Here is a 24,704-nt window from a genome sequence, read left to right as displayed (position 1 = left end):
GTATATTTGCAGGTTATGAAGGGGCGGAAGTTCCAGCAAGAGAAGAAAAAGACAAGTTCTAGTAAAAGAAGGAAAGGAAACGGGATATGGCAAAGAAAAGACCGCAGGTAGCACTGGTTTATGATTTTGACGGGACATTATCTCCCGGCAATATGCAGGAGTTTGGATTCATCCAGGCAACCGGAAAGACGAAGGAGGAATTCTGGGATAAAAACCGGAAGCTTGCCGTGGGCAAGGATGCCAACGGCATTCTTACCTATATGTATATGATGCTGGATGAAGCGAAGAAGAATCATATCTCACTCACCCGCGAATCCTTCCAGAGCTTCGGCAGGAATGTGGAACTCTTCCGTGGCGTAAGGCAATGGTTCTCGTTCATCAACGAATATGGTGCAAGCATCGGCCTCGATATCAAGCACTATATCAACTCCTCGGGATTGAAGGAGATGATAGAGGGCACACCCATCGCTCAGGAATTCGAGAACATCTATGCCTGCTCGTTTCTCTATAATGAGGATGGCATCGCCTACTGGCCAGCCGTAGCCGTGGATTATACCACGAAGACGCAGTTTCTCTTCAAGATCAACAAGGGCATCCGTCAGGTGAGCGACAACAGCAGGGTGAACCAGTATATTCCTGATAACAAGCGCCCTATCCCTTTTCCGCGAATGATTTATTTCGGGGATGGAGAAACCGATGTGCCCTGCATGAAGATGGTGAAGGAGCACGGCGGCCATGCCATCGCCGTATATAACACGCCCGAGAAGGAGGCGATGGCGTGCCAGCTGGTAAGGGAAGGCCGTGCCAACTTTATGTGTACGGCTAATTACAGCAGGGGCGGCGTGATGAACATCATCGTGAAGCGAATTTTGGATAAGATCAAGGCGGATTTCGAATTCGACAGATTGATAGAGGTGAACCAGAAGAAGGCGTGGAAGTAGAGGCGGAAATATAGCTGAAACGCCGAAACGCAGGAAAGAAAAAGAAAGAAATATAATATTAATAAATAATTAATGGGAAGAAACAAATACTCAGCAGGAGAAATCAAGGAAATCGGAAAGTTGCTGCACCTGAAGAATGCCGGCAACCGTTTGCAACAGAAATTGATACGCCACGACCTTCGCGTGGATTATGAATTCAACATCTCTGACTTCAATGAGCCGGGCAAGGCTTTCGGCGAGGAGGAACTGCAGGATGCCATCAAGCGTGGCGCCATCCAGATTCTCGACGATGCCACCATCGAAGCCATGAAGGCGAAACGTGCAAGAGACAAGGCACGTGATGAGGCTGAGAAGCAGAAGGATGCCATCGCCAGCGGTGAGCAAACCGACTGGCAGGAGGCAATGAAGCAGTGGAACGAATGGGAAAGTTCTAAAGAAAAATAAATGTTAGAATCGAATTCCGAAGGAGATTCCGAGGATTTATTGAATTATAAATAAGATAGAAACAAAAAAAGAAATATGGCTAAAGTATTGATCAAGACTTCAGAGGGCGACATCAAGGTGCGCCTCTACGACGAGACTCCTCAGCATCGTGACAACTTCCTGAAGTTGGCAAAGGAGGGATATTTCGATGGCACTCTCTTCCACCGTGTCATCAAGGATTTCATGATCCAGGGCGGCGACCCTGACAGCAAGGGCGCTCCAAAGGGCAAGATGCTGGGCACGGGCGGACCTGATTACACCATCCCAGCCGAGTTTGTTTATCCACAGCTCTTCCACAAGCGCGGTGCCTTGAGCGCTGCCCGTCTGGGCGACGAGGTGAACCCTGAGCGTGAGAGCAGCGGCAGCCAATTCTATATCGTCTGGGGAAAGACCTACAAGCAGAACGAGCTGAAGCAGATGGAGAAGCAGATGGGCATGCAGATGGAACAGAACATCTTCAACCAGCTTGCCAAGGAGCACCATGATGAAATCATGAACTTCCGCCGCAACCGCGACCGTGAGGGTTTGATGAAGCTCCAGGATGAGCTGGTGGATGAAACCAAGAAGCGCTGCAAGGAGCAGGGTTACCCTAAGTTTACCGAGGAGCAGCAGAAGGCTTACACCGAGGTGGGCGGCACCCCATTCCTCGACAACCAGTACACCGTTTTCGGTGAGGTAGAGGAAGGTCTTGACGTAGTAGAGAAGATTCAGAACTGCGAAACCATGCGTGGTGACCGCCCTAAGGAGGATATCAGCATGGAGATTTCCATTATAGAGGAGTAAAGGCTTTAAGTAGCTTCAACAAGATGACCGTATGGTATAATGGCAGATTCGCATCAAGGATTACCTGGATGCATTGAAGACTCCTCTCCAGGTTGAGGTGAAATAGAAACTTCGAATACAACATTTTTATCTCACTAGGAAATATTAGATTCTTCACTGTGTCAATGTTTGTAATCCACAGAGAAAGTTATGTTCCGCAGTGTTGAACTTAAGTTCAACACTGCGGAATACAAGTTCAGCACTTCTGAACATAGGTTCAAAAGTGCTGAATATAGTTTTAAATTAAGAGTACAAGAAATACTCGTTCTTCTAAAACCTTAAATCTTTTATTGCAATCAATCTTACTTCGTCATCTCGAAGCCAATGCGCACGCCATCGTAGTTATCCACAATGCTGCTCACGGCACTCATCGTAGTGCTACCGGTAAGATTCAGCTTGCTCAGGGTCTTGACCAGGGTGAGCAGCTTCTTCTGCTCGAAGAGCAGGCTGATGCCATTGGCAGTGCGGGTGGCAAAACCCGAAGCACTCAACAGCAAACCCTTCAGCTGGATGGCATGCGTCTTCTCATCGAAGGTATAGATGCCGTTCCATGACTTGCCGTCGATCTTGGCAGCAAAGGTGCCATCGGTCTTGAAGGTAAAGTAGGTATTGCTCTTGCTGAAGCCGAACTTACTGTAGTACTTGCTCAGATCCTCCTCTATCTTGCTGGCAGCAATCTCGCCGCCAGCCTTTGCCAGCAGGTTCTCTGAGGTGAAGGCGCAACCCGGCTTGCTGTACTTCCAGGTATGGGCGCAGAGATCTGCCTGCGAGAAGGTGGCTGAACCTATCACATTGTTCAGAATGCCATTGATGATGCTGCTGCCGGTAGAGCTGCTGCCGGTAGTAGTGCCGCCTCCCAGCAAACCGCCTAATACGCCTGCCACTACGCTTCCTGCAGAATAACCGCTATTGGTGGTAGCCGAAGTAGAAGTAGATGTGGTAGGAGTAGATGCCGCAGCTGAAGATGTTGCAGTAGATGAAGAAGTGGTCTTCTTGGCTGTTGTTTTCTTGGTAGTTGTTTTCTTCTTCGATGTCTTTTTAGTTGTTTTCTTCACAGGCATCAATTCAGAAAGTGAAGCCTCCTGAACAGCTTCATTCATTGCGCATACATTGCTGCCGGAAGTGCTGGCAAGCACCAGGGCAGCCATTAAAAATACCTTTCTCATTTTTTACTTTCTATTTATTATAATTGTAACTTTCGTTTTAAAAATGCATCCTGCATATATGATGCAGCATTTTCCTTTTTCGCTGCAAAGTTCGCACTTTTTCCGCAAATAACAAAGAAAAAACTCACTTTTCATCATTATTTGCTATTTTCTTAGACGAAAGAGATGGCGAAAGGTTCAAATATCGTTCAGAAAAAGGTATAAATGTTTCATTTTTTTGACGTACATCAAAAAAGAACGATTATTAGCATAAATTTATCAAAAAGTGTACCCGAATATGATAAGAAAGCCCTATCTTTGCACCGTTAACAAATCACAATAGGTTATGAATGATTTAATTAAGGTCAACACAATGAGCGAGAATATGGCATTGAACAAGTGCCAGGAGATTCTCAACGATCGCCGTGAGGCTCTTGCTTCTAAGGCGAAGAAGAATGATTAAGGGTAACTTTCGCAAGAGAGTGCTCTTGAGGAAAATTACGTAAGAGAGAAAGGAAATTACGTAAAAAGATTATTTTCAGAATGACTCTTTGATACCACAAAGAGAAAAAAAGGCAAAAAGTCCCGTTGGCGAGTAAAATCGTTCAACGGGACTTTTTGGATTTCTATGCTGATCGGAATGATATCCCAGCGGGGGGATATTATTCCTGGCTCTTCTCAGCCTTCATGATTACCTCGACATGGTTGCCGCTCTTCATGAGTACATTCTTGAGGAAGTCGGAAACCTGCTCGCCACGGAGGTTCTTCACAAACTCCTTGTAGCCGGTATGGTTATCGAAACCGAGACCTGTATAGTTGGCAAGAACGCCGAGCCAGTAGGCATTGTTCTTCTCATCTACACCTGCCTGCTTCAGGAGAATCTCCTTCACCTTCTGCAAGTCGGCAGCATCTACCTGCTTCTCTACCTCTTCTACACCCTTGAAGAAATAGGTGATGGCGGTATCAGCCTTCTCCGGATTCAAGCCGGCATTGGCGGTGATACTGATGGCTGCCTTGTCGTCGAAATCGCGGAGCATGCCGAAGGTGGCTCCTGCATGGTAAGCTGCACTCAACTGCTCACGGATGGTGCGCAGATACTGCATCTCCAGCAAGCGTGAGGTTACATCTGCCAGTACCATATTCTGCATAGAGAATGGCAACTTGGTGCTCCATATCTCTGATGCCTGGGTTTGAGGATTAGACATCGCCTTGGTAAAGTTGTTCTTCACCTCGCCCTTGGCGTATGGAATCTCCTTGTTCTTCAGCTTGAAGCCATTGTTTGGCAAGCTGGCGATATACTGCTCAATGAGTGGAAGGAGGGTCTTCTCATCGTAGTTGCCCACGAAGTAGAAGGTGAAGTCCTTGGCATTGCCGTAATACTCCTTGGCAAGTGCCATCAGGCGATCGTAGCTAATGGCCTTGATCTCATCAGAAGTAGGAATGCGGCCAATCTTGCTGCCCAGGTAAAGGGTGCTCTGCAATGAATCCTGATATACCATGTTAGGATTGTTGCTCTGGTTGGCCAATATGGTAGCATAGGTATTCTGAAGATTCTTGAACGACTTCTCATCCTTGCTCAATGCGGTCATCTTGAGATAGATGAGCTGCATCAGGGTCTCCACGTCCTTAGGAGTAGAATTACCGGAAAGGCCATGGCTGTAAGGATTGATGGAGAAACCTACACCTGCCTGCTTGCCTGCGAGCGCCTTTTCAAGCTCGGTGCTTGAGAAATCTCCCAAACCGCTGGTACCCCAAGCCTCGGTCATCAGCATGATGCTAGGGTAATCGCTCTTCTCGAGAGCAGAATAACCCACCTTGGCATTGGCAGAGAAGAGAATCTCATTATCCTTGAAATCGGTCTTCTTCAATACCACCTTGGCACCGTTGGAAAGGGTAAGCTGCTTGTAACCCAGCTGCTTGTTCTCTACGGTCTTCTTAATCTTGCCTGGCTTAGGCAACTGAGCCATCAGCGGCTCCTGCTTCACGTTGTCCACGTATGCCTCCAGCTTCTCAGAGCGCACCTGCTTCACGATATCGGCAAGCTCCTTCTCGGTAGGATAAACGGCACCCTCTGCCTCGCGCATCAGCACCATCGATACCAGGTTGGTATCGCTCTGGCAAACCAGCTGCTTGGCATAGGCATTGATGGCCTCCAATGGCAGCTGAGGTACTACCATCTTGTAGATCTGACTCTCGTCCTCTACCGATGGGATTGGCTCGTTGGAGATGAAGTTATCCACATACTGGGTGGTAAACTGCTCGTTCTTCATCTTATCCTTGTTGGCAAGTGTCTTATCTACCTGGCTCAGGAACTCCTCCTTGGCACGCTGATACTCAGTGGCGGTGAATCCGAAGTCGTGCATGCGCTTTGCCTCGCGCAATACGGCTGCATAAGCCTCCTTTACCTTACCTGGCTTTGCCACACCGATAAGACTGAAGGCACCCTTGGTAGAAGAGAGCAGGAAGTCGCCGTCGTCGGCACCTGCCTGAAGGAATGGGCAGTCAGCTTCCTGGGCAATCTCGGCATAGCGTGCACCCAGCATAGAGGTAACCACATTGTCCATGTATCCCTTCATGAGATAGCTCATGTCGCCCTTCATCGCATTAGGGATGGCTGGATGCTTCATGAAGATATTGAAGATATCATACTGCTGCTCCTTGTCCTTGTCGATTACGTAGATGGCAGTATCATTATCGGCTACTTCCACCGGCTCTATCTTAGCGGCATTGGCAGGCACCTTGATGCCCGAGAAGAGCTCCTTGATCTTGCTCTCGATATGGTTGACATCTACATCACCCACGATGATGATTGCCTGATTGTCAGGGCGATACCACTTGCGGTAGTAAGCACGCAGGGTTTCCGGCTTGCAACCGTCGATGACGCTCATCAATCCGATAGGGAAACGGTAGCCATACTTGTTGTTCTGATAGAGTTTTGGCAATGAGCGCTCTATCATGCGCTGCTGACCCACGATGCGCATACGGTACTCATTGTGTACCACGTCGCGCTCGTCATTGATGGCTTCCTCGGTAAGAGAGATGCCGTTGCTCCAATCCTTGAGGATGAGCATACATGAATCTACGGCTGTAGGGCGGGTGGTAGGTACATCGGTGAAGTAATATACGGTTTTCTCTACGCTAGTATAGGCATTGAGATTTCTACCATACTCCACACCGATGCTCTGCAGGTAATCCTGGAGGGAATTACCCTTGAAGTGATCGGTACCGTTGAAGGCGAGGTGCTCAAGGAGGTGAGCCAAACCGCGCTGATCATCGTTCTCATTGATAGAACCCACTTTCTGGGCAATGTAGAAGCTGGCTACATGCTCAGGATAACTGTTGTGACGAATGTAGTAAGTCAATCCATTGTCGAGATGACCAATCTTCACATTCTTGTCCACAGGAATGGCTGGCATCTGTGCCATCGCACTTCCCACAGATAAACACAGCAGAAACGCTGCAAAAATCTTTCTTAGTTTCATCTGCTATTGATTTATAAAATTTCTTGTTTCAAATATTCCGCTTGCAAAATTACACAAAATAAAAAAGATTTGCAAGCATTTGGGAGATTATCTTCCCCAATACCTGCAAATCTTAACGTAAAACTAACATTGGAAGCTCTTCATCCACGAACCGCGGTAAAGGCGGATGAGGAAAAGCGTGCCTCTGAGGGTAAGCTCCGTAGCCATCGCAATCCAGACACCCTCCAAGCCATAGCTCTTGGAAAGGGCGTAAGCCAGGGTGAGGCGCACCAGCCACATGGTACCCAGATTGATGGCGGCTGGCTTCCGGGTATCGCCCGCTCCCACGCAGACACAATAGGTTACGATGCTCGCTGCAAAGAAAGGCTCGGCAAAGGCCTCAATGCGAAGGCAGGTAGTACCCAGCTCGCGGATGCTCTCTACCGGCGAGAGCACACCTATCATCTCGGGGGCAAAGACATACATCACCACTCCCATCAATGCCATCACGCACATGCCCAATCCCACCGTCATATAGGCAAAATTGCGGCAAAGATCGGTACGCCCGGCACCATGCGTCTGACCCACCAGGGTGGTGGCAGCATCACCGATACCATAACCCGGCATATAGCAGAGGCTCTCGGCGGTGATGGCAAACGAGTGGGCAGCAATGGCGATATTGCCCAATGGTGCCACAATCATGGTACTCACGATCTGCGCACCGCTCATCAGGACATTCTGTATGGCTATCGGGATGCTGATCTTGCAGGCATGGTGCAGGTATTCCTTCACCCATCGGAAAGGTTCCTTGTCCTGACGCAGATTGAGTATCCGGTTACGGCATGCCGTGAGGTAGAGATTGGGCAGCGAGATGCAGATATAGGCAAGCGCCGTGCCGCAGGCAGCTCCCACTACGCCCATCTTCATGACGTAGATGAAGAGGTAATTGAACACCACATCGCAGATGCATATCAGCACCGCCATCACACTCGGGGTATGCATGTTGCCTGCCGACTTGAGCATCATCTCGGAGACATGATACAGGAATACGAAGGGCAACGCCAAACCGTATATCAGAAAATACCGTGAGGAATTGCCCGCAATATCAGCACCGCCACCCAGCCAATAAGGCAGATGGGAATGCACTCCTACACATGCCAGGGTAACACAAAGGCTGAACGCCAAACCGCATATCAGGGCATGGCGGAATACCTGACGAGCCTTCACGAAATCGTTGGCTCCGATGAAATGAGCCACCTGCACCGAGAAACCGGTAGCTGCCGCACTGAGCAAACTACCAATAAGCCAGTTGGTTGACTCGATAAGTCCGATGCTAGCCGAAGCCTCAGCACCCAGATGTCCCACCATGGATGCATCGATGAAGAACATCATCACGGTGGAAATCTGTGCCAGCATGGAGGGAATACTCAACCCCACGATGAGATTGAGTTTCTCGCTGCGAGCCATCGCCCTACCCTCGCGTATCGACTCCATCAGATAATCTGTCTTATTCTTGAATAACATATTTTTTCTCTTATTAATTGCGTTAACGAAAAAAATGGCGACTCCGAGAAGGAATCGCCACCTTTTATTTAATCTTATAAATTTCGTACCTTTGTTTTTCCCAAAACTTAACTTCCGCAGAGCGGAACAGTACTGTTTTTTGTCGTCACTGAATAAACAATCTTATTCTTACCTTAACTAACACCTGTCGTCCTTGAATAAACAATCTTTTCTAACTACCTTAACTAAAACCAATAAACCAATGAACAACAATCTTAACTTTACCTAACAACTAAACCTAATAAAATCTATTACCTAACTAAAAACCTAAAACTTATTTTTTCTGATGCAAAGGTACAACTATTTTCTGGAACTGCAATACTTTTACCCGAAAAAATGCAGAAAACTAACATTTTTTTAATATCGACAACATTTTGTGCGCGAACACGAACACTTGTTAACACATCAAAAAGGTATGTTAACACAAAGCGTTCCTAAGAATGCCATCAGACGGCAATCCTAGGAACGCTCCTATTCTATCACCTATTATAATAAGGTGTAAATCCTACCTGTAAAAGGAATGAATCTCCCTATATATAATAAGGTGTAAATCCAGAAAAATTCTACTCTGTAATCCATTCTCCCTTGAGTGACTGGACAGCAGCTCTTGAACCCGGTATTACCTGACCCGGACGATAGTAGCTGTCGAGCACTATCTCGAAGCGAAGCATGGAATAGGCAGGGATTACGCTACTCGAACTCTGGGTAGAACCATAAGCCAGCTGATATGGGATATACACCAGCCAATGATCGCCGATGTGCATCTTGAGCACGGCTGTGGTAAAACCATCTATCCAGCCACTCGCCAAATTAGTTGTAACCTGAGCAGTGGCCTTGTCGTAGGTACCCTCGAAGGTCTTATCGAATACATAACCTGCAGGATAAGTATCAGTGCCCAGCAATCTGCCCAAATAGCTCACCTTCACAGAATCGGTGTACATAGGGCATCCGCTGCCCTTGCCTTCCTTCAACACGCGAACCACGATGTGATCAGCATCCTTGTAGGAAAGCGGAACATCCATACCATTCACATCCTTGTTAGGTGTCTGGTTCTGGAGCGACCATTTGCGAATCACCTTCCATTCGGTGCTGCCGTTGGCTATCTGCTGACGGGCATAAGCCAAAGTATCTTCAAAAGCCTGCTCGTTGCGCTCCTGCCAGTTGGCATACTCATCTACGGTGTTATCATCCTCGCTGCATGATGACAGGGCGAACACTGCCATCACGAGCAAGAAGAGATATTTAGAAATTCTTAATTTCATTACCAAGTTTCTTTAATACGCTAGTAATACTTACGCGATCCTCGATGATGCCACGAAGGTCAGAGATAGCTACGCGCTCCTGCTCCATGGTATCACGATAACGCAAAGTTACCTTGTGATCCTTAGGTGTCTCGTGGTCAACGGTGATACAGAATGGAGTACCGATGGCATCCTGGCGACGGTAACGCTTACCGATGGAATCCTTAGGATCGCCATAGTGGGTATTGAAGTGGAACTTCAACTCATCCACAATCTCGTGAGCCAACTCTGGCAGGCCATCCTTCTTATCCAATGGGAATACGGCACACTTCACTGGAGCCAATGCCTCTGGCAGGCGCAATACTACACGTGTCTCACCATTCTCCAACTTCTCCTCGCAGTAAGAGTGGCACATCACGCTGAGGAACATACGGTCAACACCGATAGAGGTCTCCACATCGTAAGGTACATAGCTCTCGTTCTTCTCTGGATCGAAGTATTTGATAGAACGGCCGCTGTACTTCTCGTGCTGAGAAAGGTCGAAGTTGGTACGGCTGTGGATACCCTCCACCTCCTTGAAGCCGAATGGCATCTTGAACTCGATGTCAGTAGCAGCGTTAGCATAGTGAGCCAACTTCTCGTGGTCGTGGTAACGATAGTTCTCGTTGCCCATGCCCAGTGCCTCGTGCCATGCCAAGCGAACCTTCTTCCAATATTCAAACCACTTCATCTCAGTGCCTGGCTGGCAGAAGAACTGCATCTCCATCTGCTCGAACTCACGCATACGGAATACGAACTGACGGGCAACCACCTCGTTGCGGAATGCCTTACCAATCTGGCAGATACCGAATGGCAACTTCATACGACCGGTCTTCTGTACACTCAGGTAATCTACGAAGATACCCTGAGCTGTCTCAGGACGCAGATATACCTTGCTTGTAGCATCGCTGGCAGCACCCATCTGGGTAGAGAACATCAGGTTGAACTGGCGAACGTCTGTCCAGTTCTTGGTACCGCTGATAGGGCAGACGATACCCTCATCCTCGATAATCTGCTTCAGCATCTCGAGGTTAGGTCCCTGCATTGCCTCGGTATAGCGGGCATGGAGATCATCAAACTTCTTCTGGTTCTCCAGTACACGAGGGTTGGTAGCGCGGAACTGAGCCTCATCGAAGCTGTCGCCGAAGCGCTTCTGAGCCTTGGCAATCTCCTTGGCAATCTTCTCCTCATACTTAGCCATGTGATCCTCGATGAGCACATCGGCACGATAACGCTTCTTGGAATCACGGTTATCGATCAATGGGTCGTTGAAGGCATCCACATGTCCTGAAGCCTTCCATACGGTAGGGTGCATGAAGATAGCAGCATCGAGACCTACAATGTTCTCGTGCAACAATACCATACTCTGCCACCAGTACTGCTTGATATTATTCTTGAGCTCAACACCATTCTGACCATAGTCGTAAACGGCAGCCAAGCCATCATAAATTTCACTACTAGGGAACACAAAGCCATATTCCTTGCAATGGCTTACAATTTTCTTAAAAACATCTTCCTGTGCCATGATTAAATCTTATTTTTTTCAAATTTTCGGCAAAGATACTCTTTTTTCTCGAAAAATTGTTGTATTTTTGCCATAAATTAATAAAATAAGTATTAAAAGCTATATATGAGCGACGAAATTAAAGATAAAAACGAAATAAATGAAGAAAATACGCCTCAGGAACACTCCGACTACAAGCCGGTGAACCGTTTTGATGCTTCTGCCGTACATCACCTCAGCGGAATGTATCAGAACTGGTTCCTCGACTACGCATCGTATGTGATCCTGGAGCGAGCCGTGCCCCATATCGAAGACGGATTGAAACCCGTACAGCGACGCATCCTCCACTCCATGAAACGCATGGATGACGGAAGATACAACAAGGTGGCTAACATCGTGGGACATACGATGCAATTCCACCCTCACGGAGACGCATCCATCGGAGATGCACTCGTGCAGATGGGACAGAAAGACCTGCTCATCGACACACAGGGTAACTGGGGTAACATACTCACCGGCGACCGTGCAGCCGCTCCCCGATACATCGAGGCACGACTCTCGAAATTTGCCATGGATGTGGTATTCAACCCTAAAACCACCGACTGGCAACTCTCCTACGATGGCAGAAACAAGGAACCTATCACCCTGCCAGCCAAATTCCCGCTGCTCCTGGCACAAGGTGCCGAGGGTATCGCCGTGGGTTTGAGCAGCAAGGTACTGCCGCATAACTTCAACGACCTCTGCGATGCTGCCATCCACTACCTCAAGGGAGAACCCTTCCAGCTCTATCCGGATTTCCCTACAGGAGGCGCCATCGACGTAAGCAAATACAACGACGGACAGCGAGGAGGCGTACTGAAGGTAAGAGCCAAGATAGACAAGCTCGACAACAAGACACTCGTAATCAGCGAGATACCATTCAGCAAAACCACCGGAAGCCTCATCGACTCCATCACCAAGGCAGTGGAAAAGGGAAAGATCAAGGCAAGAAAGGTGGATGATGTCACATCAGCCAACGTGGAAATCCTCGTGCATCTGGCACCAGGCACTTCTTCGGACAAGACGATGGATGCCCTCTATGCCTTCAGCGACTGCGAAATCAACATATCGCCTAACTGCTGCGTCATCGAGGACAACAAGCCGAAGTTCCTCACCGTGAGCGATGTGCTCAGACATAGCGTTGACCGCACCATGGGATTGCTCCGACGCGAACTGATGATCCGAAAGGGTGAGCTGGAAGAGCAGCTCTTCTTCTCCTCGCTCGAACGCATCTTCATAGAGGAGCGCATCTACAAGGAGCGCAAGTTCGAGCAGAGCAAGAGTCAGGACGAGGTAGTGGCATTCATCTACTCCAAGCTGGAGCCGTTCAAGGATCAGATCTTCACCGCCAATATAGACGGCAAGGGAAACGTGGAATACTCCTTCCACCGAGACATCACACGCGACGACATCCTCAAGCTCCTGGAAATCAAGATGCAGCGAATCCTGAAATATAATAAGGATAAGGCAGATGACCTCCTGCTGAAGATCAAGGCAGAACTGGCAGAAATAGAAAACGACCTCGCTCACATGACCGATGTCACCATCAACTGGTTTGAGTATCTCAAGGGCAAGTACGGAAAGATGCATCCTAGAAAAACCGAAATCAGAAACTTCGATACCATCGAGGTGACCAAGGTGGTGGAAGCCAACCAGAAGCTCTACATCAACCGACAGGAAGGTTTCGTAGGTACTGGTTTGAAGAAGGATGAATTCGTATGCAACTGCTCTGACCTCGACGACATCATCATCTTCTACAAGGATGGAAAATTCAAGGTAACCAAGGTTGCCGACAAGATATTCGTGGGTAAGAACATCCTCCACGTACAGGTGTTCAAAAAGAACGACAAGCGAACCATCTACAACTGCGTATATCGTGACGGCAAGCAGGGTGACTACTTCATCAAGCGATTCAACGTAACCGCCATGACACGCGACAAGCTCTACGATATCACCCAGGGCACCCCGGGAAGCCGCATCATCTACTTCACCGCCAACCCTAACGGCGAGGCAGAAATCATCAAGGTGACGATGGAACCTGATCTGAGCAAGAAACGCCAGAGCATCTTCCTGGAGAAAGATTTCTCTGAAATCCTCATCAAGGGACGTGCTGCCAAGGGCAACCTGCTCACCAAGCGAACCATCCGCCGCATCGGATTGAAGAGCCACGGACACAGTACCCTGGGAGGAAGAAAGGTTTGGTTCGACCCGGATGTAAACCGCATCAACTATGATGAAAACGGCAGATTCCTGGGAGAATTCAATGATGATGACTCTATCCTGGTAGTACTCGACAACGGCGAATTCTACATCACCAACTTCGATGTGAACAACCATTACGAGGACAACATCCTGAGATTGGAGAAATGGGACGAGCACAAGATATGGACAGCCATTCTCTATGATGCCGACAACGAGGGATATCCATACATCAAGCGATTTACGATGGATGCCACCAAGCGCCACCAGAATTGTCTGGGAGAGAATCCAAACAGCAAGCTCATCCTGCTCACCGATACCCCATTCCCTCGCCTCAAGGTTACCTATGGTGGTGTGGATGCCATCCGACCTGCCGAAGAAATCGATGCCGAGCAATTCATCGCTCAGAAGAGTTTCAAGGCAAAGGGTAAGCGCCTGACGACATGGAAACTGGAAAGCATTGAGGAATTAGAGCCGACAAGATTCCCGGAGCCTCCAGCAGAAGATGATCCTGATGCAGAAGATGCAACCGGCGATTCTGAAGGCGCAGGTAAGAATGCGGAAGCTGTAGAGAATCTCGATCCTGATGCAGGAAAAAGCGAGCAGCAGGTAATAGATGAACTGACCGGTCAAACCAATCTCTTCTCTGAAAAAGATTTCGAAGAAGATCAGAAAGACAAAGATTGGTTATCGAAGCAATAAAAGAATTCGAAAAGTTTTCGATATATATTTTTTAGGAGGGTGTACCTGTGACACACCCTCCTTTTTTTCTATAGATGATTATATGCGTCGCATTGCTGTATATTTTTACTTTTTATATCCCTTCAGTTTCTCCAGGCAATAAGCCTTGAAATCATTCCAATGGTAATAAGGCTCCACATCGCTCTTGATAGGAAGCGTAGCCTCATCCTCGCAGAGCAATACCTTCACCAGCACATCATTCGCCTTGTTGCGATAGAATACAAACTGAAGGTTGGTAGCCATCGGAGTAATCTTATAATCAAACCATTGAGAAGAAATTCTCTCAGGATCTCTGATCTCCTCGCCATATCCATTCAGATCCAGGAGGCAAGTAAGCGGAGTAACCATCGTATCATGACCATATCTCAAGGTAGCACCCGGATGCGGAAGAGCTATGCAGCTATCAGCCTTCTCGATGATATCCATCAGAAGATTACGCTGGGAATATGGCTGAACATTGCCCGTATAAGGAGAATTGCCATACGCCATCTGCCACCAGATATTGGTACTTACCCAATTCTGATACAACTCCTCCTCAGTAAAGAGATCATAAAGCGAAACCTTGCCTCTCAACTCAGTACCCTGGACAGAGCTAGCCATCTCATAAAGCTTTCTGTTCAAGTCGCTCTGGTTGATATTCTGCTTCACCCAAGCCGGATCATTGAAAAGTTCCTGCATCACTCGGCTATAGCAGGCATGCTTCTTGGAAAACTCCTCTTGCACCACCTTTCTGCCCACAGAATTCTTCAAGCTATCCAGGTATCTATCTCCCTGATTCATATAGTACATATCATGCTCACTGGCATCGTGGAAGATATGAAGCTTAGGATTCATGCGAAGCATCTGCTGCAAGCCATTCTCCATTGAGAGAATGCAGCGGATCACCACCGTGCTTCGTGCCTCAATATTCGTATTACCGGCAAAGATCTCAGGAAATCTTTCCATCATTCGCTTGGTAATACCCTGATGCTGGAGAGCTCCCAATGGAGTCAACTCGCCATCACGTCCCTTTGCCTCTTCACGAATCAGCTTCACCTTAGCCAGTGTTTCCTCACCCTTGGCAGTCAACTTACCTTCCTGCTTCGCCTTCAACAGGGAGAAATAAGGCACATCATACGCCTGCTTGCCAATCATATAGCGGGAGCCATGACGGCCATAGTGGCTCAGATAGAAAGGCTTATATCCCTTAGGCGCCGGAGTCAATTGTTTCTGTGGCCCGCGATAAGCCACATAGTTACTACCCGAGAGTGTAATGTCTCGCTTGAAATCCTCCAGAGGACTCTGAGCAGACAATGGCATCGCAAAAACAAGAGATGCCAACAATAATAGATTCTTTGTATTCATTGTTACTATAATTTTATTGTATAATTCATTTTTTCATCATGATTATTTTCAGTTTGCCTGCAAAAGTACCATTATTTCTCGTAAAAAACAAACAAACCCGCTTTTTTCTGCTCATTTCTTCTTTTTATTCGAATATTTATTGTATCTTTGCACTCACAAATGCGCTTGTGGCGAAATTGGTAGACGCGCTAGACTTAGGATCTAGTGGTTTAGGCCGTGTAGGTTCGAGTCCTATCAGGCGCACCGAAGAAAATCCTAACTGCTTGATAATAAGCGGTTAGGATTTTTTCTTTCTAAAAATCAGGAAGTTATCATCAACCTACTTACTCATAGATATTGGAAGAAACAGTCGTCACATAACCACGTTTTTTTGATTTAAATCAACAAATTCCCATATTTTACAAGAAAACTAGATAAACTATTCTTGTTTTTCGCATATTTCCTATACCTTTGCCCACGGAATTCCAATAAAAGAAATAAAGTATTAATTTCGGTTTAAAAGATTGATTATGAAGAAGATTATGTTGAGCCTCGCTATGGCTCTCGTTTCTGTTTGCGCAAGCGCACAGGTTTACATCGGTGGTACAGCTGGTATCTCTAGCAACAAGATCGGTGATGGTGACAGCAAGACAGCTTACAAGCTCATCCCAGAAATCGGTTATCAGTTCAACAACAAGTGGGATGCCGGTATCGAGGTAGGTATCCAGAAGGGCGAAGTTTGCAAGATTTCTCCTGTTGGCGATGCAACTACCTTCACTATTGCTCCTTACGTACGCTATGCAGCAGTAGAGAGCAAGGTAGTTGATCTCTTCTTCGAGGGTACTATCGGTTATGGCAGTGTAAGCAAGGCGGTGGCGACTTCTACGAGGTAGGCATCAAGCCAGGTTTGGCTGTTAAGCTTACAAAGCATGTTGAATTCATCTCTAAGATTGGCTTCCTCGGATACAGAGGCTATTCTCCAGAAGAGGGCAAGAGCTCATCAACATTCGGAGTTGACGTAGATGCTAGCAACATTTCTTTTGGTGCTATCTACAAGTTCTAATCTTAGAAAAGCTCATTTACTCATCGTAAATATATCAAGGGCGCAAGCTTTTTCCGCAACAGGAATAGCTTGCGCCCTGTTTTTATGTGAAATCTCAATTTACATGAAACCTCAATAAAGGGCAACTTATATGAAAACCTCAATATAGAGCAACCTTGATAACCCCATCTTTTCTATTCTCAAACACATCGTAAGCTTCCTCTATTCTAGATAACGGAAAACGATGGGTAATGAGAGGAGTGGTATCTATCTTGCCCTGTGCTATCAAGCTCAGGATTTCCTCACAATCACAGCCATCTACTCCACCCGTCTTGAAAATGAGATTCTTGCCATACATATCAGGAAGCGGAAGCATCTGGGGCTTATCATACATAGCAACAATAGTAACGATGGCATTAGGACGGGCACACTTCCATGCCAACTGGAAGGTATCTGAACCACCAGCTACTTCCATCACCACATCGGCTCCACCATGCAAACCCTGCTCCTTGACGAAGGTTTCGCAATCTTCCGGTTCTACCACAAGAACCTGCGGATAATGTTCCTGGATAAATGCTCTCCTGGCTTCTGATTTCTCGCAAACGATGATTTTTCCAGGATTCTTCAGTAAGGTGCAGAGCAAACAGCAAACTCCCGTAGGACCTGCTCCGATAATGAGAACCGTATCTTCTTCCTTAATTTCCGAGATTCGGGTTGCCCAGAATCCTGTGGCAAGAATATCGCCAACAAAGAGTGCCTGCTCATCGCTCACCGTATCAGGAATCTTATTCAATCCGGTAGTGGCATACGGAACTCTGACGTATTCCGTCTGGGCACCATCTATCCTGCACCCCAACGCCCAGCCACCGTGAGGAGAAGTACAGTTGTTTACGTATCCATGCTGGCAGTAGAAGCATTCGCCACAATAAGTCTCCACATTCACCGTTACTCTATCGCCCGGCTTCACATGGGTAACCTGCCCGCCTACTTCTTCTACAACACCCACCATCTCATGCCCCACGGTAATACCAGGTACGGCACGAGGCACAGAACCATGCTTGATATGCAGGTCGCTGGTACAGATACTGCTCATTGTTACTCTCACTATAGCATCCTTGGCATCCTTGATGGTAGGTTTCGCTTTCTCTACAAAAGCAAATTCTCCTTTTTTAATATATGTAAATGCTTTCATCGTCTCTAGTTTATTAATGTTTTATCGAAAATGCAAATATACAAAAAAATATTCATAGCATCATACGTTATACCAACTTTTTATGCTTTGTTAAAATTAGAGTTTTTTTAACGAGAAAATACTGAAAATTCACAGAATATATATATCTTTGCAGTATTATTATAACATCATATCACAAAAAACCATTCTATATGAATAATTACAAGAATATCAAGGCAAAGGTTCTGCGCATTGATGAAGAAGAACATAAGTTCGTCATCGAAGTAGAAAACAGAATTTACAAGGTAGGACAGATTGACTTCCAAAGGAGGCAACCCGCCCCTAAGACACTTGACTGTCTGATGATTACAACCCATCTAGGCAAGGTTTTCATTTCCCAGAACATAGAACACCTCATGAGAAAACATTATAAGGAAAATGATGAGGTGGATTTCAAGATCAAGATGACATTAGGTGATTTCTATCACCTGGAAGATGAATACGGCTTCACGGCCATGCTGAAAAGGGATACCATCATCAATGCAGCGCTCACTCCTAGAGTAAGATGCAGAGTGATGAAGTTCCGCCAAAAATACATGGAGGTACAACTCGTAGAAGTATTGGGCGCCGATAAGTCGGAGTTTTCACTTTCAGATAAAGATTTTCGTGAAATCATAGGTGATGAAAACTGGAATACCCCTGAGTTCAGAAATCTGATGCTCGGAGATACGCCTTCTGACATCTTCGACCTGGAGTGCCACCGATGGATAGCTGGCATCTCCAATCATCTCAGCCAAGATGAATTACAGACATTACTCCTGCAGATTCATTCCCAATGCATCGAAACGCTACAGGGAGAGTATCTCCTGCCCCGATGCAAGGAAGCCGAACGCATGCTGCTCGAACAGCGATTTACCGATATCATCGAACTGATATCTTACTACATTCAAGCCATCAGAATATTAAGAGAGGGAAAGGCCGAGCATACCATCAGCCAGATTCTTTCCACTCTATCCACTTGTGCCTATATCTACCATCCACGCAAGCAGTTCTGCATCATGCAATGCATCTTCATGCTCGACTTTTCGATCATGGAAAAACTCATCACGTCTATCCTGACCACCCTTCGCAGCCAGCAGGTATATCTTTGGAACAGAAAACCCTTTCAGATGCAATGGCTCAAACTGTTACAAAGCTATGTAGAGAATATCTATCACCAGACAGACAGACTCTCCAGCGATGCAACAACCAAGGAAACCATGATTCAGGTTTTGACCATCGAGCTGATACTGGGACGTCATGCATCGCATAAGATTTACGATAACTCATTGAATCAGGCATTGCTCTATCGCTTGGTTTCGCTGATGAATGTAAGCGACCCAAACAAGACTCTCCAGAAAGCATTCCTTTCTCTCTTCACCCCGACAGAATTCAATGCAGCCCTTCCTTTCAACAGCGATGACGCATTCGTCCTCGCCAATATGCTCTGCTCCCAACAGGACAATGAAACCGTGGAGAGTTTTGAACCTGCCAAATATGAGAATGAAACAACTCTTCTCACCGTCAACGAGCAAGCTATCACCATACAGCCAAAGGATTTGGATAAAGAGAATGTATATATGCCTCTCTCTTCACGTATGGGATTATGGCATGGACTTTCCATCCGCCTGGACGAAAAACCACCGGTAAAACTACGTGGAAAAATAGGTACTACCATCGAACACTATAAGGAGCTGTGGGAATACATCACCCATTCTCTATTCTCCCAAAAGCGTAAATCCTCAAAAAAGCAAAACAGAAAACTCTATATAGATGATGAAACGACCATCATCGTAACCAAACAATTGGCAGGACAGCTCTTATTTGAATGCAAAGTAGTAGAAGAAGGTTGTGAGGGAGTGGGAACGTTAGATGTTTTAAACGATGTTGTTCCTTTCTTCCCTGGCGACATCAACACCCAGTCGTTTGAATATCAAGGGATGCCGCTCTTGTTGCATGCTTACGTAAAAGAAGTCAACAATGATGGAAGTTATGTCTTTGCCATGCGTGATATGATCAGCGAATACGCAGACGACGTACGAGTAAACGATCTGTTTTATAACTCTCGCCTCACCTGTCTGCTCTTCACTCAGGTACCCGACGTACCTCGGGTTCCTGCCGTAAGCAGCGAAGGCTTTTCTGTTTCCGTATGTCCTGCCCCTGGCATGACTCTCGATGATTTGAAAAAAGGCATGGTGATAGAAGTTGATAACATCACGGAAGGAACCAATGGTTATCTCAACGGCACCTTCCTGCGGGAATCACCGGAAAGCCGATTCAGTCTTGCCGATGCTTTCCATCAGCTGATGCTGGGGTATGCAGCACATGAGGTTTACAATCCAAAGAATGAAAAGGATGAATTGGCTAATGCGATGCCTATAGAGAAAGTATATGTATCGGAAATGATGAGCATCATAGATGCCAAAGCCACCCTAGAAGAAGACAAGATCAAGGCATACAACTATCTCAATTTCTGCCGACTTCTTGCCATCATGCTCGACAGCAAGGAGAGAACCAGTTATTACGATAGTCGACTTACGCTCCTGGAGGTACTCAACGATTTTGCAACATTAGATAAGGTAGATATCAACAAGATTGAACACATCGCCGAAAAGGAACCGGAATTGTTTGAACGCAATGCCATCCTTCGCCACGACTTTATGCAATTGCGTATCATCGGTTGTCTGGATAGCGAGGAACACTACGAAGACCTGTATCGTTGGAGCTGTCTTACAGAAGATCCTCACCTGCAGCAACTGGCATCGCTCGTGCTCTCTCATAACTTCGTGAAGAAATCGGGACTTCTCACCCAAGCCGGTGATATCCTCGACAAGATTCGCGCTCTTCTGAAACTCCACAAATCATCTTCCAACAAGAAGAACTATGGCAAGGAAGATTTCCATACCGAGTTCAAGACATCCATCATCTATCCGGAAAACTCTATGCGAGTGGATGTGCAGGCACAAACCGTCAAGATTATGCAGGAAATATGTGCCTTCCTCAATGCCGAGGGCGGCCATCTCTATCTGGGCGTATCGGATATTGGCTATGAAATGGGATTGGAAGAGGACTTGAAGAACCCACTCTTCAAGGGATCTAGAGATAAGTATGAGGTATATGTCAACAATCAGATTATCTATTATCTCGGTCAGGAAGGAGCACATTATATACATACTCACTTCGATACGGATATCAGCAATGCGGTACTCATCATCGACATCGAGCCATGCCCTACACCTAAAGCCGTAGGCAATGTATATTATGAACGCATGGGTACATCTGCGCGCAAGGTAAACGAAACCTATAAGGACAAGTTCCTTGCCATCAGAAAACAATGGGCAGAAGAGCACATTCCGCATGCTGTGGTTACACAGGAAGAAATGCCGACTGCGTTAGAAAACACTCTAGCCACCAAGGAGTCAAAAAACTCCACTAAGCATGTAGAATCTGCTCCTATCACCGACCACATCCAAACCTCACGTCTGCGCAACAATGCATTGCACGATTACGAGGAAGGCTACCGCCCTATCACGGCAGTCATCTGTCTGATGGACACGGACGAATACAAGATACTGGATGAAGACGACTGGCAGGATTATCGCCTGAAACTGGCTGTTCATGAAGACGAAGAAGAAGGGTGGCTCATTCTTGTCTATGAAAGCGGAAAGGTATGCAAGGTTTCGATGGCAGAGCTCTTGCAGAGAGAACGTGGCAGAGCATTCAAGCGTTACGCTGGCGAAAAACTCATATTTGCGTCCGTTGCCTCAGACAAGGACTCTGTATGTGTTGGATTCATTGACGGCAAGACCAACCATTACGTCAGATTTGATGATGTTGACAGATTCGAACACGGCAAGATGCAGGCAGAAGGTACCCTTCCTATGGATGTACCGAATGCCGGCGTTCATTATGTAGAAATAATTGCGCAGGATCAAGTCCCTGTCAATAGAAACATCGGTAGAAAGACCATCGGATGCATCCTGAAAACCGTAGAAGGAAGAAGATGCATGGCAGTTCTTCCCGACTGTAATTTGAAATAAACAGGTTACACCATCATTTTTTCCAGTTGCTCCTGTGCCTTTCTCATATCCTGCTCAAAACTTACATGGTCGAGAAGAAAACCATCTCTTCCATCAGCAAGCAGCTGATAAAGCTGTGGATTCATGCCATCCACATACTGGCTGATAGCATATTCGATATCATCACGCTGCGTGAGACTGGTAGAAAACTCATAGACACGAAGCTTCTGATGAATAAAGCAATAAGCCGACTCTATACAGTCTTGAGAAATACTGGATAGAGAGCAACTGTCTTGATTGGTACTGTCTCCAAAATGGGTGAAACCCTCTTTACCGAGGGTTTCACCTTTTTTTATATTTTCACCTTTGTTTATATATTGATTCATATCCATTATTTCACTCCCTTCATTGACAAGGCAATGCGCTTGCGCTTCAAATCTACTTCTGTCACTCTCACCATCACATGCTCATGGAGCTTCACCACTTCACTAGGGTCACTGATGTAGCGGTTTGACATCTGTGAAACGTGAACCAATCCATCATTGTGAACACCTATATCTACAAAGGCACCAAATTTGGTGATATTAGTTACGATGCCAGGCACTACCATACCCTCCTGAAGATCCTCAATGGTCTTGATGCTCGCATCAAACTCAAATTTTTCAACCTCTCCACGAGGATCCAAACCAGGTTTGTCAAGCTCAGCCATAATATCCATCAAAGTAGGCATACCCACCTCGGCAGTGACATATTTCTTAATATCTATTTTCTTCTGCAAATCCTTATCTTCCACCAGCTGCTTCACGGTGACTCCCTGATCTTTCGCCATCTGCTCTACCAGGGCATAACGCTCTGGGTGAACAGCACTGTTATCCAAAGGATTTCTGGCGCCAGGAATGCGGAGGAAACCGGCACACTGCTCGAAGGCAGAAGGCCCCAGACGTGGCACTTTCTTCAACTGCGCACGCGAAGCGAAGGCTCCATTCTCCTTACGGTATTCCACAATATTCTTGGCAAGAGTAGGACCGAGACCACTCACGTAGGTAAGAAGATGCTGCGATGCGGTATTCAGGTTGACACCCACCGAGTTCACGCAACTCATCACCACGGTATCCAAGCTCTTCTTAAGCTGTGTTTGATCCACATCATGCTGATACTGTCCTACACCGATGCTCTTAGGATCAATCTTTACCAGTTCGGCAAGCGGATCCATCAGTCGGCGACCAATACTTACAGCACCACGCACGGTTACATCCTCATCCGGGAATTCATCTCTGGCAATCTTGGAAGCAGAATAGATAGAAGCACCATCCTCACTTACTACATAGATATCCACAGGGTGTGGATAACTTATTTCGTGCAGCCAGTCACTCGTCTCGCGACTTGCCGTACCATTACCCACAGCCATCGCCTCTACCTGATACATCTTCACCATACGCAGGATAGCAGAAGTAGCCTCATTTTTCTTATTACGAGGAGGATGAGGATAAACGATTTCATGATGAATCAGATTACCTTGTGCATCCAGGCAACAAGTCTTGCAACCGTTGGCAAAACCAGGATCCACCGCCATCACACGCTTCTGACCTAAAGGAGCAGCGAGCAAGAGCTGGCGCAGGTTCTCAGCAAAAACAACAATAGCCTCTTCATCCGCCTTCTGCTTACTGAGAGCAGCAAATTCGGTTTCAATACTAGGTTTCAAAAGACGCTTAAAGGCATCATCCACCGCCTCACCCACCAGTGTCTGGCACTCACCATAACCATGCACATAGTGGCGTTTCAGCTTATCCTGGCACTGCTCGTCATCGGCAGAGATACTGATACGGAGGAATCCGGCAGCCTCACCACGGCGCATAGCCAACAGTCGATGAGAAGAACACCTTTTCAATGGTTCTGAGAAATCGAAGTAATCAGAAAAGCGCTGTGCTTCCTCCTCATCCTTTTTCTTAGCCACCACCTTAGAGGTGATGATAGCACCACGACGGAACTCGCCACGAATCTGGTTTCTGCTTTCCTCGCTCTCGCTCACCATTTCGGCAATGATATCCTTAGCACCCTGCAGGGCAGCATCAGCATCCTTCACCTTGTCGTCTACAAACTTCTTAGCAGCCTGCAGCGGGTTGCGTTCACGCTGGAAAAGCAGAACTTGAGCCAAAGGTTCCAAGCCAGCCTCACGTGCAATCTGTGCACGGGTTCTGCGCTTAGGTTTGAAAGGAAGATAGATATCTTCCAGTTCTGTGGCATCCCAACAGTTTTCGATACGCTCTTTAAGAGCATCTGTCAGTTTACCTTGCTCATCAATAGTCTTCAGGATGGTTTCTTTTCGTTTCGCCATTTCCTTCAACTTCTCGTTAGCCTGAGCGATGGCCTCGATATTCACCTCATCCATATTTCCCGTTTTCTCCTTACGGTAACGGGAAATAAAAGGAATGGTGCATCCTTCTTCAAGAAGCTCCAATGTATTCTCGACAGCCTGCTCACGTAATTTGAGTTGGGCTGCAATAATCTTTGTAAATTGATTCATAATTAATTTCTATTTTTGTAAATGCAAAGATACAAAAAATCTGCGAAATCTGCGTGACCTCTCAAAAATAAATCTGTGTGAAAACAAAAAAGCCTCAGAAATCTTTCGAAATCTGAGGCTCTCGATAAAAGAAGGCGGCTACCTACTCTCCCGCATTGCATTGCAGTACCATCGGCGCAAGTGAGCTTAACTTCTCTGTTCGGAATGGGAAGAGGTGGGACCTCACCGCAATAACCACCTGATAATGGGGTATGACGTATTTGCACACAAGCAAACTGTTTATCAAGTAAAGAACCACCGTCCCTCTCGATTCAATCGAGAGTCAACAGCTGAAACTATGAACTTTCTTAAAGAAAGTGTTCGGGCAATTAGTAATGCTCGGCTTTGACATCGCTGTCTTTACACCTA

General features: G+C 46.7%; 16 protein-coding genes, 1 tRNA gene and 1 rRNA gene. 8 read left to right on the top strand and 10 right to left on the bottom strand.

What is annotated here, in order from left to right; genetic code table 11:
- Positions 1–86: 86 nt before the first annotated feature.
- The 3 genes from CFT61_RS13540 to CFT61_RS13530 all read left to right on the top strand — a co-directional run bounded on the left by CFT61_RS13540 (position 87) and on the right by CFT61_RS13530 (position 2,207).
- The gene (locus CFT61_RS13540; RefSeq protein WP_089544941.1) at positions 87–941 is read left to right on the top strand and encodes an HAD family hydrolase; all 855 of its coding nucleotides are present in this window, start codon (positions 87–89) and stop codon (positions 939–941) included.
- A gap of 72 nt (positions 942–1,013) precedes the next feature.
- The gene (locus tag CFT61_RS13535) at positions 1,014–1,385 is read left to right on the top strand and encodes a hypothetical protein (RefSeq protein ID WP_089544940.1); all 372 of its coding nucleotides are present in this window, start codon (positions 1,014–1,016) and stop codon (positions 1,383–1,385) included.
- Positions 1,386–1,460: 75 nt separating this feature from the next.
- On the top strand, positions 1,461–2,207 hold the full coding sequence (locus tag CFT61_RS13530; protein WP_089544939.1) for a peptidylprolyl isomerase: 747 nt from the start codon (positions 1,461–1,463) through the stop codon (positions 2,205–2,207).
- A 341-nt stretch (positions 2,208–2,548) separates the two neighbouring features.
- Here CFT61_RS13530 and CFT61_RS13525 read toward each other — a convergent pair whose 3' ends face one another.
- The 5 genes from CFT61_RS13525 to CFT61_RS13505 all read right to left on the bottom strand — a co-directional run bounded on the left by CFT61_RS13525 (position 2,549) and on the right by CFT61_RS13505 (position 11,220).
- Positions 2,549–3,412, bottom strand: coding sequence for a DUF4923 family protein (locus CFT61_RS13525; RefSeq protein WP_089544938.1), 864 nt, complete (start codon positions 3,410–3,412; stop codon positions 2,549–2,551).
- A 641-nt stretch (positions 3,413–4,053) separates the two neighbouring features.
- Positions 4,054–6,873 (bottom strand): M16 family metallopeptidase, encoded by a 2,820-nt coding sequence (locus tag CFT61_RS13520; protein WP_089544937.1) that lies wholly within the window; start codon positions 6,871–6,873, stop codon positions 4,054–4,056.
- A 123-nt stretch (positions 6,874–6,996) separates the two neighbouring features.
- Positions 6,997–8,376, bottom strand: a complete 1,380-nt coding sequence (locus CFT61_RS13515; RefSeq protein ID WP_089544936.1) for an MATE family efflux transporter — start codon at positions 8,374–8,376, stop codon at positions 6,997–6,999.
- A gap of 602 nt (positions 8,377–8,978) precedes the next feature.
- Complete coding sequence (locus CFT61_RS13510) at positions 8,979–9,677, bottom strand: FKBP-type peptidyl-prolyl cis-trans isomerase (RefSeq protein WP_089544935.1); 699 nt, start codon at positions 9,675–9,677, stop codon at positions 8,979–8,981.
- The gene (locus tag CFT61_RS13505) at positions 9,658–11,220 is read right to left on the bottom strand and encodes a glycine--tRNA ligase (RefSeq protein WP_089544934.1); all 1,563 of its coding nucleotides are present in this window, start codon (positions 11,218–11,220) and stop codon (positions 9,658–9,660) included. Before CFT61_RS13505 ends, CFT61_RS13510 begins: the two co-directional genes overlap by 20 nt.
- 105 nt (positions 11,221–11,325) lie before the next feature.
- Between CFT61_RS13505 and CFT61_RS13500 the strand changes: the two genes are divergently transcribed.
- Complete coding sequence (locus tag CFT61_RS13500) at positions 11,326–14,139, top strand: DNA gyrase/topoisomerase IV subunit A (protein ID WP_089544933.1); 2,814 nt, start codon at positions 11,326–11,328, stop codon at positions 14,137–14,139.
- A gap of 105 nt (positions 14,140–14,244) precedes the next feature.
- Here the strand turns inward: CFT61_RS13500 and CFT61_RS13495 are convergent, their stop codons facing one another.
- Entirely contained in the window at positions 14,245–15,522 is a 1,278-nt protein-coding gene (locus CFT61_RS13495; protein ID WP_089544932.1) for a histidine-type phosphatase, read from the bottom strand.
- Positions 15,523–15,683: 161 nt separating this feature from the next.
- On the opposite strand from CFT61_RS13495, the gene CFT61_RS13490 reads away from it, so the two are divergent.
- The 3 genes from CFT61_RS13490 (at position 15,684) to CFT61_RS17340 (ending at position 16,564) form a co-directional block, all read left to right on the top strand.
- Positions 15,684–15,765, top strand: a tRNA-Leu gene (locus CFT61_RS13490).
- 266 nt (positions 15,766–16,031) lie between these two features.
- The gene (locus CFT61_RS13485; protein WP_254918983.1) at positions 16,032–16,394 is read left to right on the top strand and encodes a porin family protein; all 363 of its coding nucleotides are present in this window, start codon (positions 16,032–16,034) and stop codon (positions 16,392–16,394) included.
- Between the two features lie 14 nt (positions 16,395–16,408).
- A complete protein-coding gene (locus CFT61_RS17340) occupies positions 16,409–16,564 on the top strand; it encodes a hypothetical protein (RefSeq protein ID WP_254918982.1) in 156 nt (51 codons plus the stop codon).
- 139 nt (positions 16,565–16,703) lie between these two features.
- Here the strand turns inward: CFT61_RS17340 and CFT61_RS13480 are convergent, their stop codons facing one another.
- On the bottom strand, positions 16,704–17,735 hold the full coding sequence (locus CFT61_RS13480) for an alcohol dehydrogenase (RefSeq protein WP_089544931.1): 1,032 nt from the start codon (positions 17,733–17,735) through the stop codon (positions 16,704–16,706).
- A gap of 191 nt (positions 17,736–17,926) precedes the next feature.
- On the opposite strand from CFT61_RS13480, the gene CFT61_RS13475 reads away from it, so the two are divergent.
- Entirely contained in the window at positions 17,927–21,793 is a 3,867-nt protein-coding gene (locus CFT61_RS13475; RefSeq protein WP_089544930.1) for an AlbA family DNA-binding domain-containing protein, read from the top strand.
- A 5-nt stretch (positions 21,794–21,798) separates the two neighbouring features.
- On the opposite strand, the gene CFT61_RS13470 is transcribed toward CFT61_RS13475, so the two are convergent.
- The 3 genes from CFT61_RS13470 to rrf all read right to left on the bottom strand — a co-directional run bounded on the left by CFT61_RS13470 (position 21,799) and on the right by rrf (position 24,538).
- Positions 21,799–22,158 carry a hypothetical protein gene (locus tag CFT61_RS13470; RefSeq protein WP_437176830.1) on the bottom strand — a complete coding sequence of 120 codons (360 nt, stop codon included), beginning with the start codon at positions 22,156–22,158 and terminating at the stop codon, positions 21,799–21,801.
- Between the two features lie 5 nt (positions 22,159–22,163).
- Entirely contained in the window at positions 22,164–24,296 is a 2,133-nt protein-coding gene (locus CFT61_RS13465; RefSeq protein ID WP_089544929.1) for a Tex family protein, read from the bottom strand.
- 129 nt (positions 24,297–24,425) lie between these two features.
- Positions 24,426–24,538: ribosomal RNA gene (rrf, locus tag CFT61_RS13460) — 5S ribosomal RNA — on the bottom strand.
- Positions 24,539–24,704 lie beyond the last annotated feature (166 nt).

It is taken from the genome of Segatella copri (assembly GCF_002224675.1).
GTDB lineage: Bacteria > Bacteroidota > Bacteroidia > Bacteroidales > Bacteroidaceae > Prevotella > Prevotella copri_U.
This window is presented reverse-complemented; position numbering and strand designations above follow the sequence as displayed.

Bases quoted from the DNA above. Each gene is read 5' to 3' on its own strand.
- CFT61_RS13510 (WP_089544935.1), bottom strand. From the start codon at position 9,677: ATGAAATTAAGAATTTCTAAATATCTCTTCTTGCTCGTGATGGCAGTG.
- CFT61_RS13520 (WP_089544937.1), bottom strand. From the start codon at position 6,873: ATGAAACTAAGAAAGATTTTTGCAGCGTTTCTGCTGTGTTTATCTGTG.
- CFT61_RS13475 (WP_089544930.1), top strand. From the start codon at position 17,927: ATGAATAATTACAAGAATATCAAGGCAAAGGTTCTGCGCATTGATGAA.
- CFT61_RS13530 (WP_089544939.1), top strand. From the start codon at position 1,461: ATGGCTAAAGTATTGATCAAGACTTCAGAGGGCGACATCAAGGTGCGC.
- CFT61_RS13485 (WP_254918983.1), top strand. From the start codon at position 16,032: ATGAAGAAGATTATGTTGAGCCTCGCTATGGCTCTCGTTTCTGTTTGC.
- CFT61_RS13465 (WP_089544929.1), bottom strand. From the start codon at position 24,296: ATGAATCAATTTACAAAGATTATTGCAGCCCAACTCAAATTACGTGAG.
- CFT61_RS13525 (WP_089544938.1), bottom strand. From the start codon at position 3,412: ATGAGAAAGGTATTTTTAATGGCTGCCCTGGTGCTTGCCAGCACTTCC.
- CFT61_RS13515 (WP_089544936.1), bottom strand. From the start codon at position 8,376: ATGTTATTCAAGAATAAGACAGATTATCTGATGGAGTCGATACGCGAG.
- CFT61_RS13470 (WP_437176830.1), bottom strand. From the start codon at position 22,158: ATGAATCAATATATAAACAAAGGTGAAAATATAAAAAAAGGTGAAACC.
- CFT61_RS13480 (WP_089544931.1), bottom strand. From the start codon at position 17,735: ATGAAAGCATTTACATATATTAAAAAAGGAGAATTTGCTTTTGTAGAG.
- CFT61_RS13495 (WP_089544932.1), bottom strand. From the start codon at position 15,522: ATGAATACAAAGAATCTATTATTGTTGGCATCTCTTGTTTTTGCGATG.
- CFT61_RS13540 (WP_089544941.1), top strand. From the start codon at position 87: ATGGCAAAGAAAAGACCGCAGGTAGCACTGGTTTATGATTTTGACGGG.
- CFT61_RS13500 (WP_089544933.1), top strand. From the start codon at position 11,326: ATGAGCGACGAAATTAAAGATAAAAACGAAATAAATGAAGAAAATACG.
- CFT61_RS13505 (WP_089544934.1), bottom strand. From the start codon at position 11,220: ATGGCACAGGAAGATGTTTTTAAGAAAATTGTAAGCCATTGCAAGGAA.
- CFT61_RS13535 (WP_089544940.1), top strand. From the start codon at position 1,014: ATGGGAAGAAACAAATACTCAGCAGGAGAAATCAAGGAAATCGGAAAG.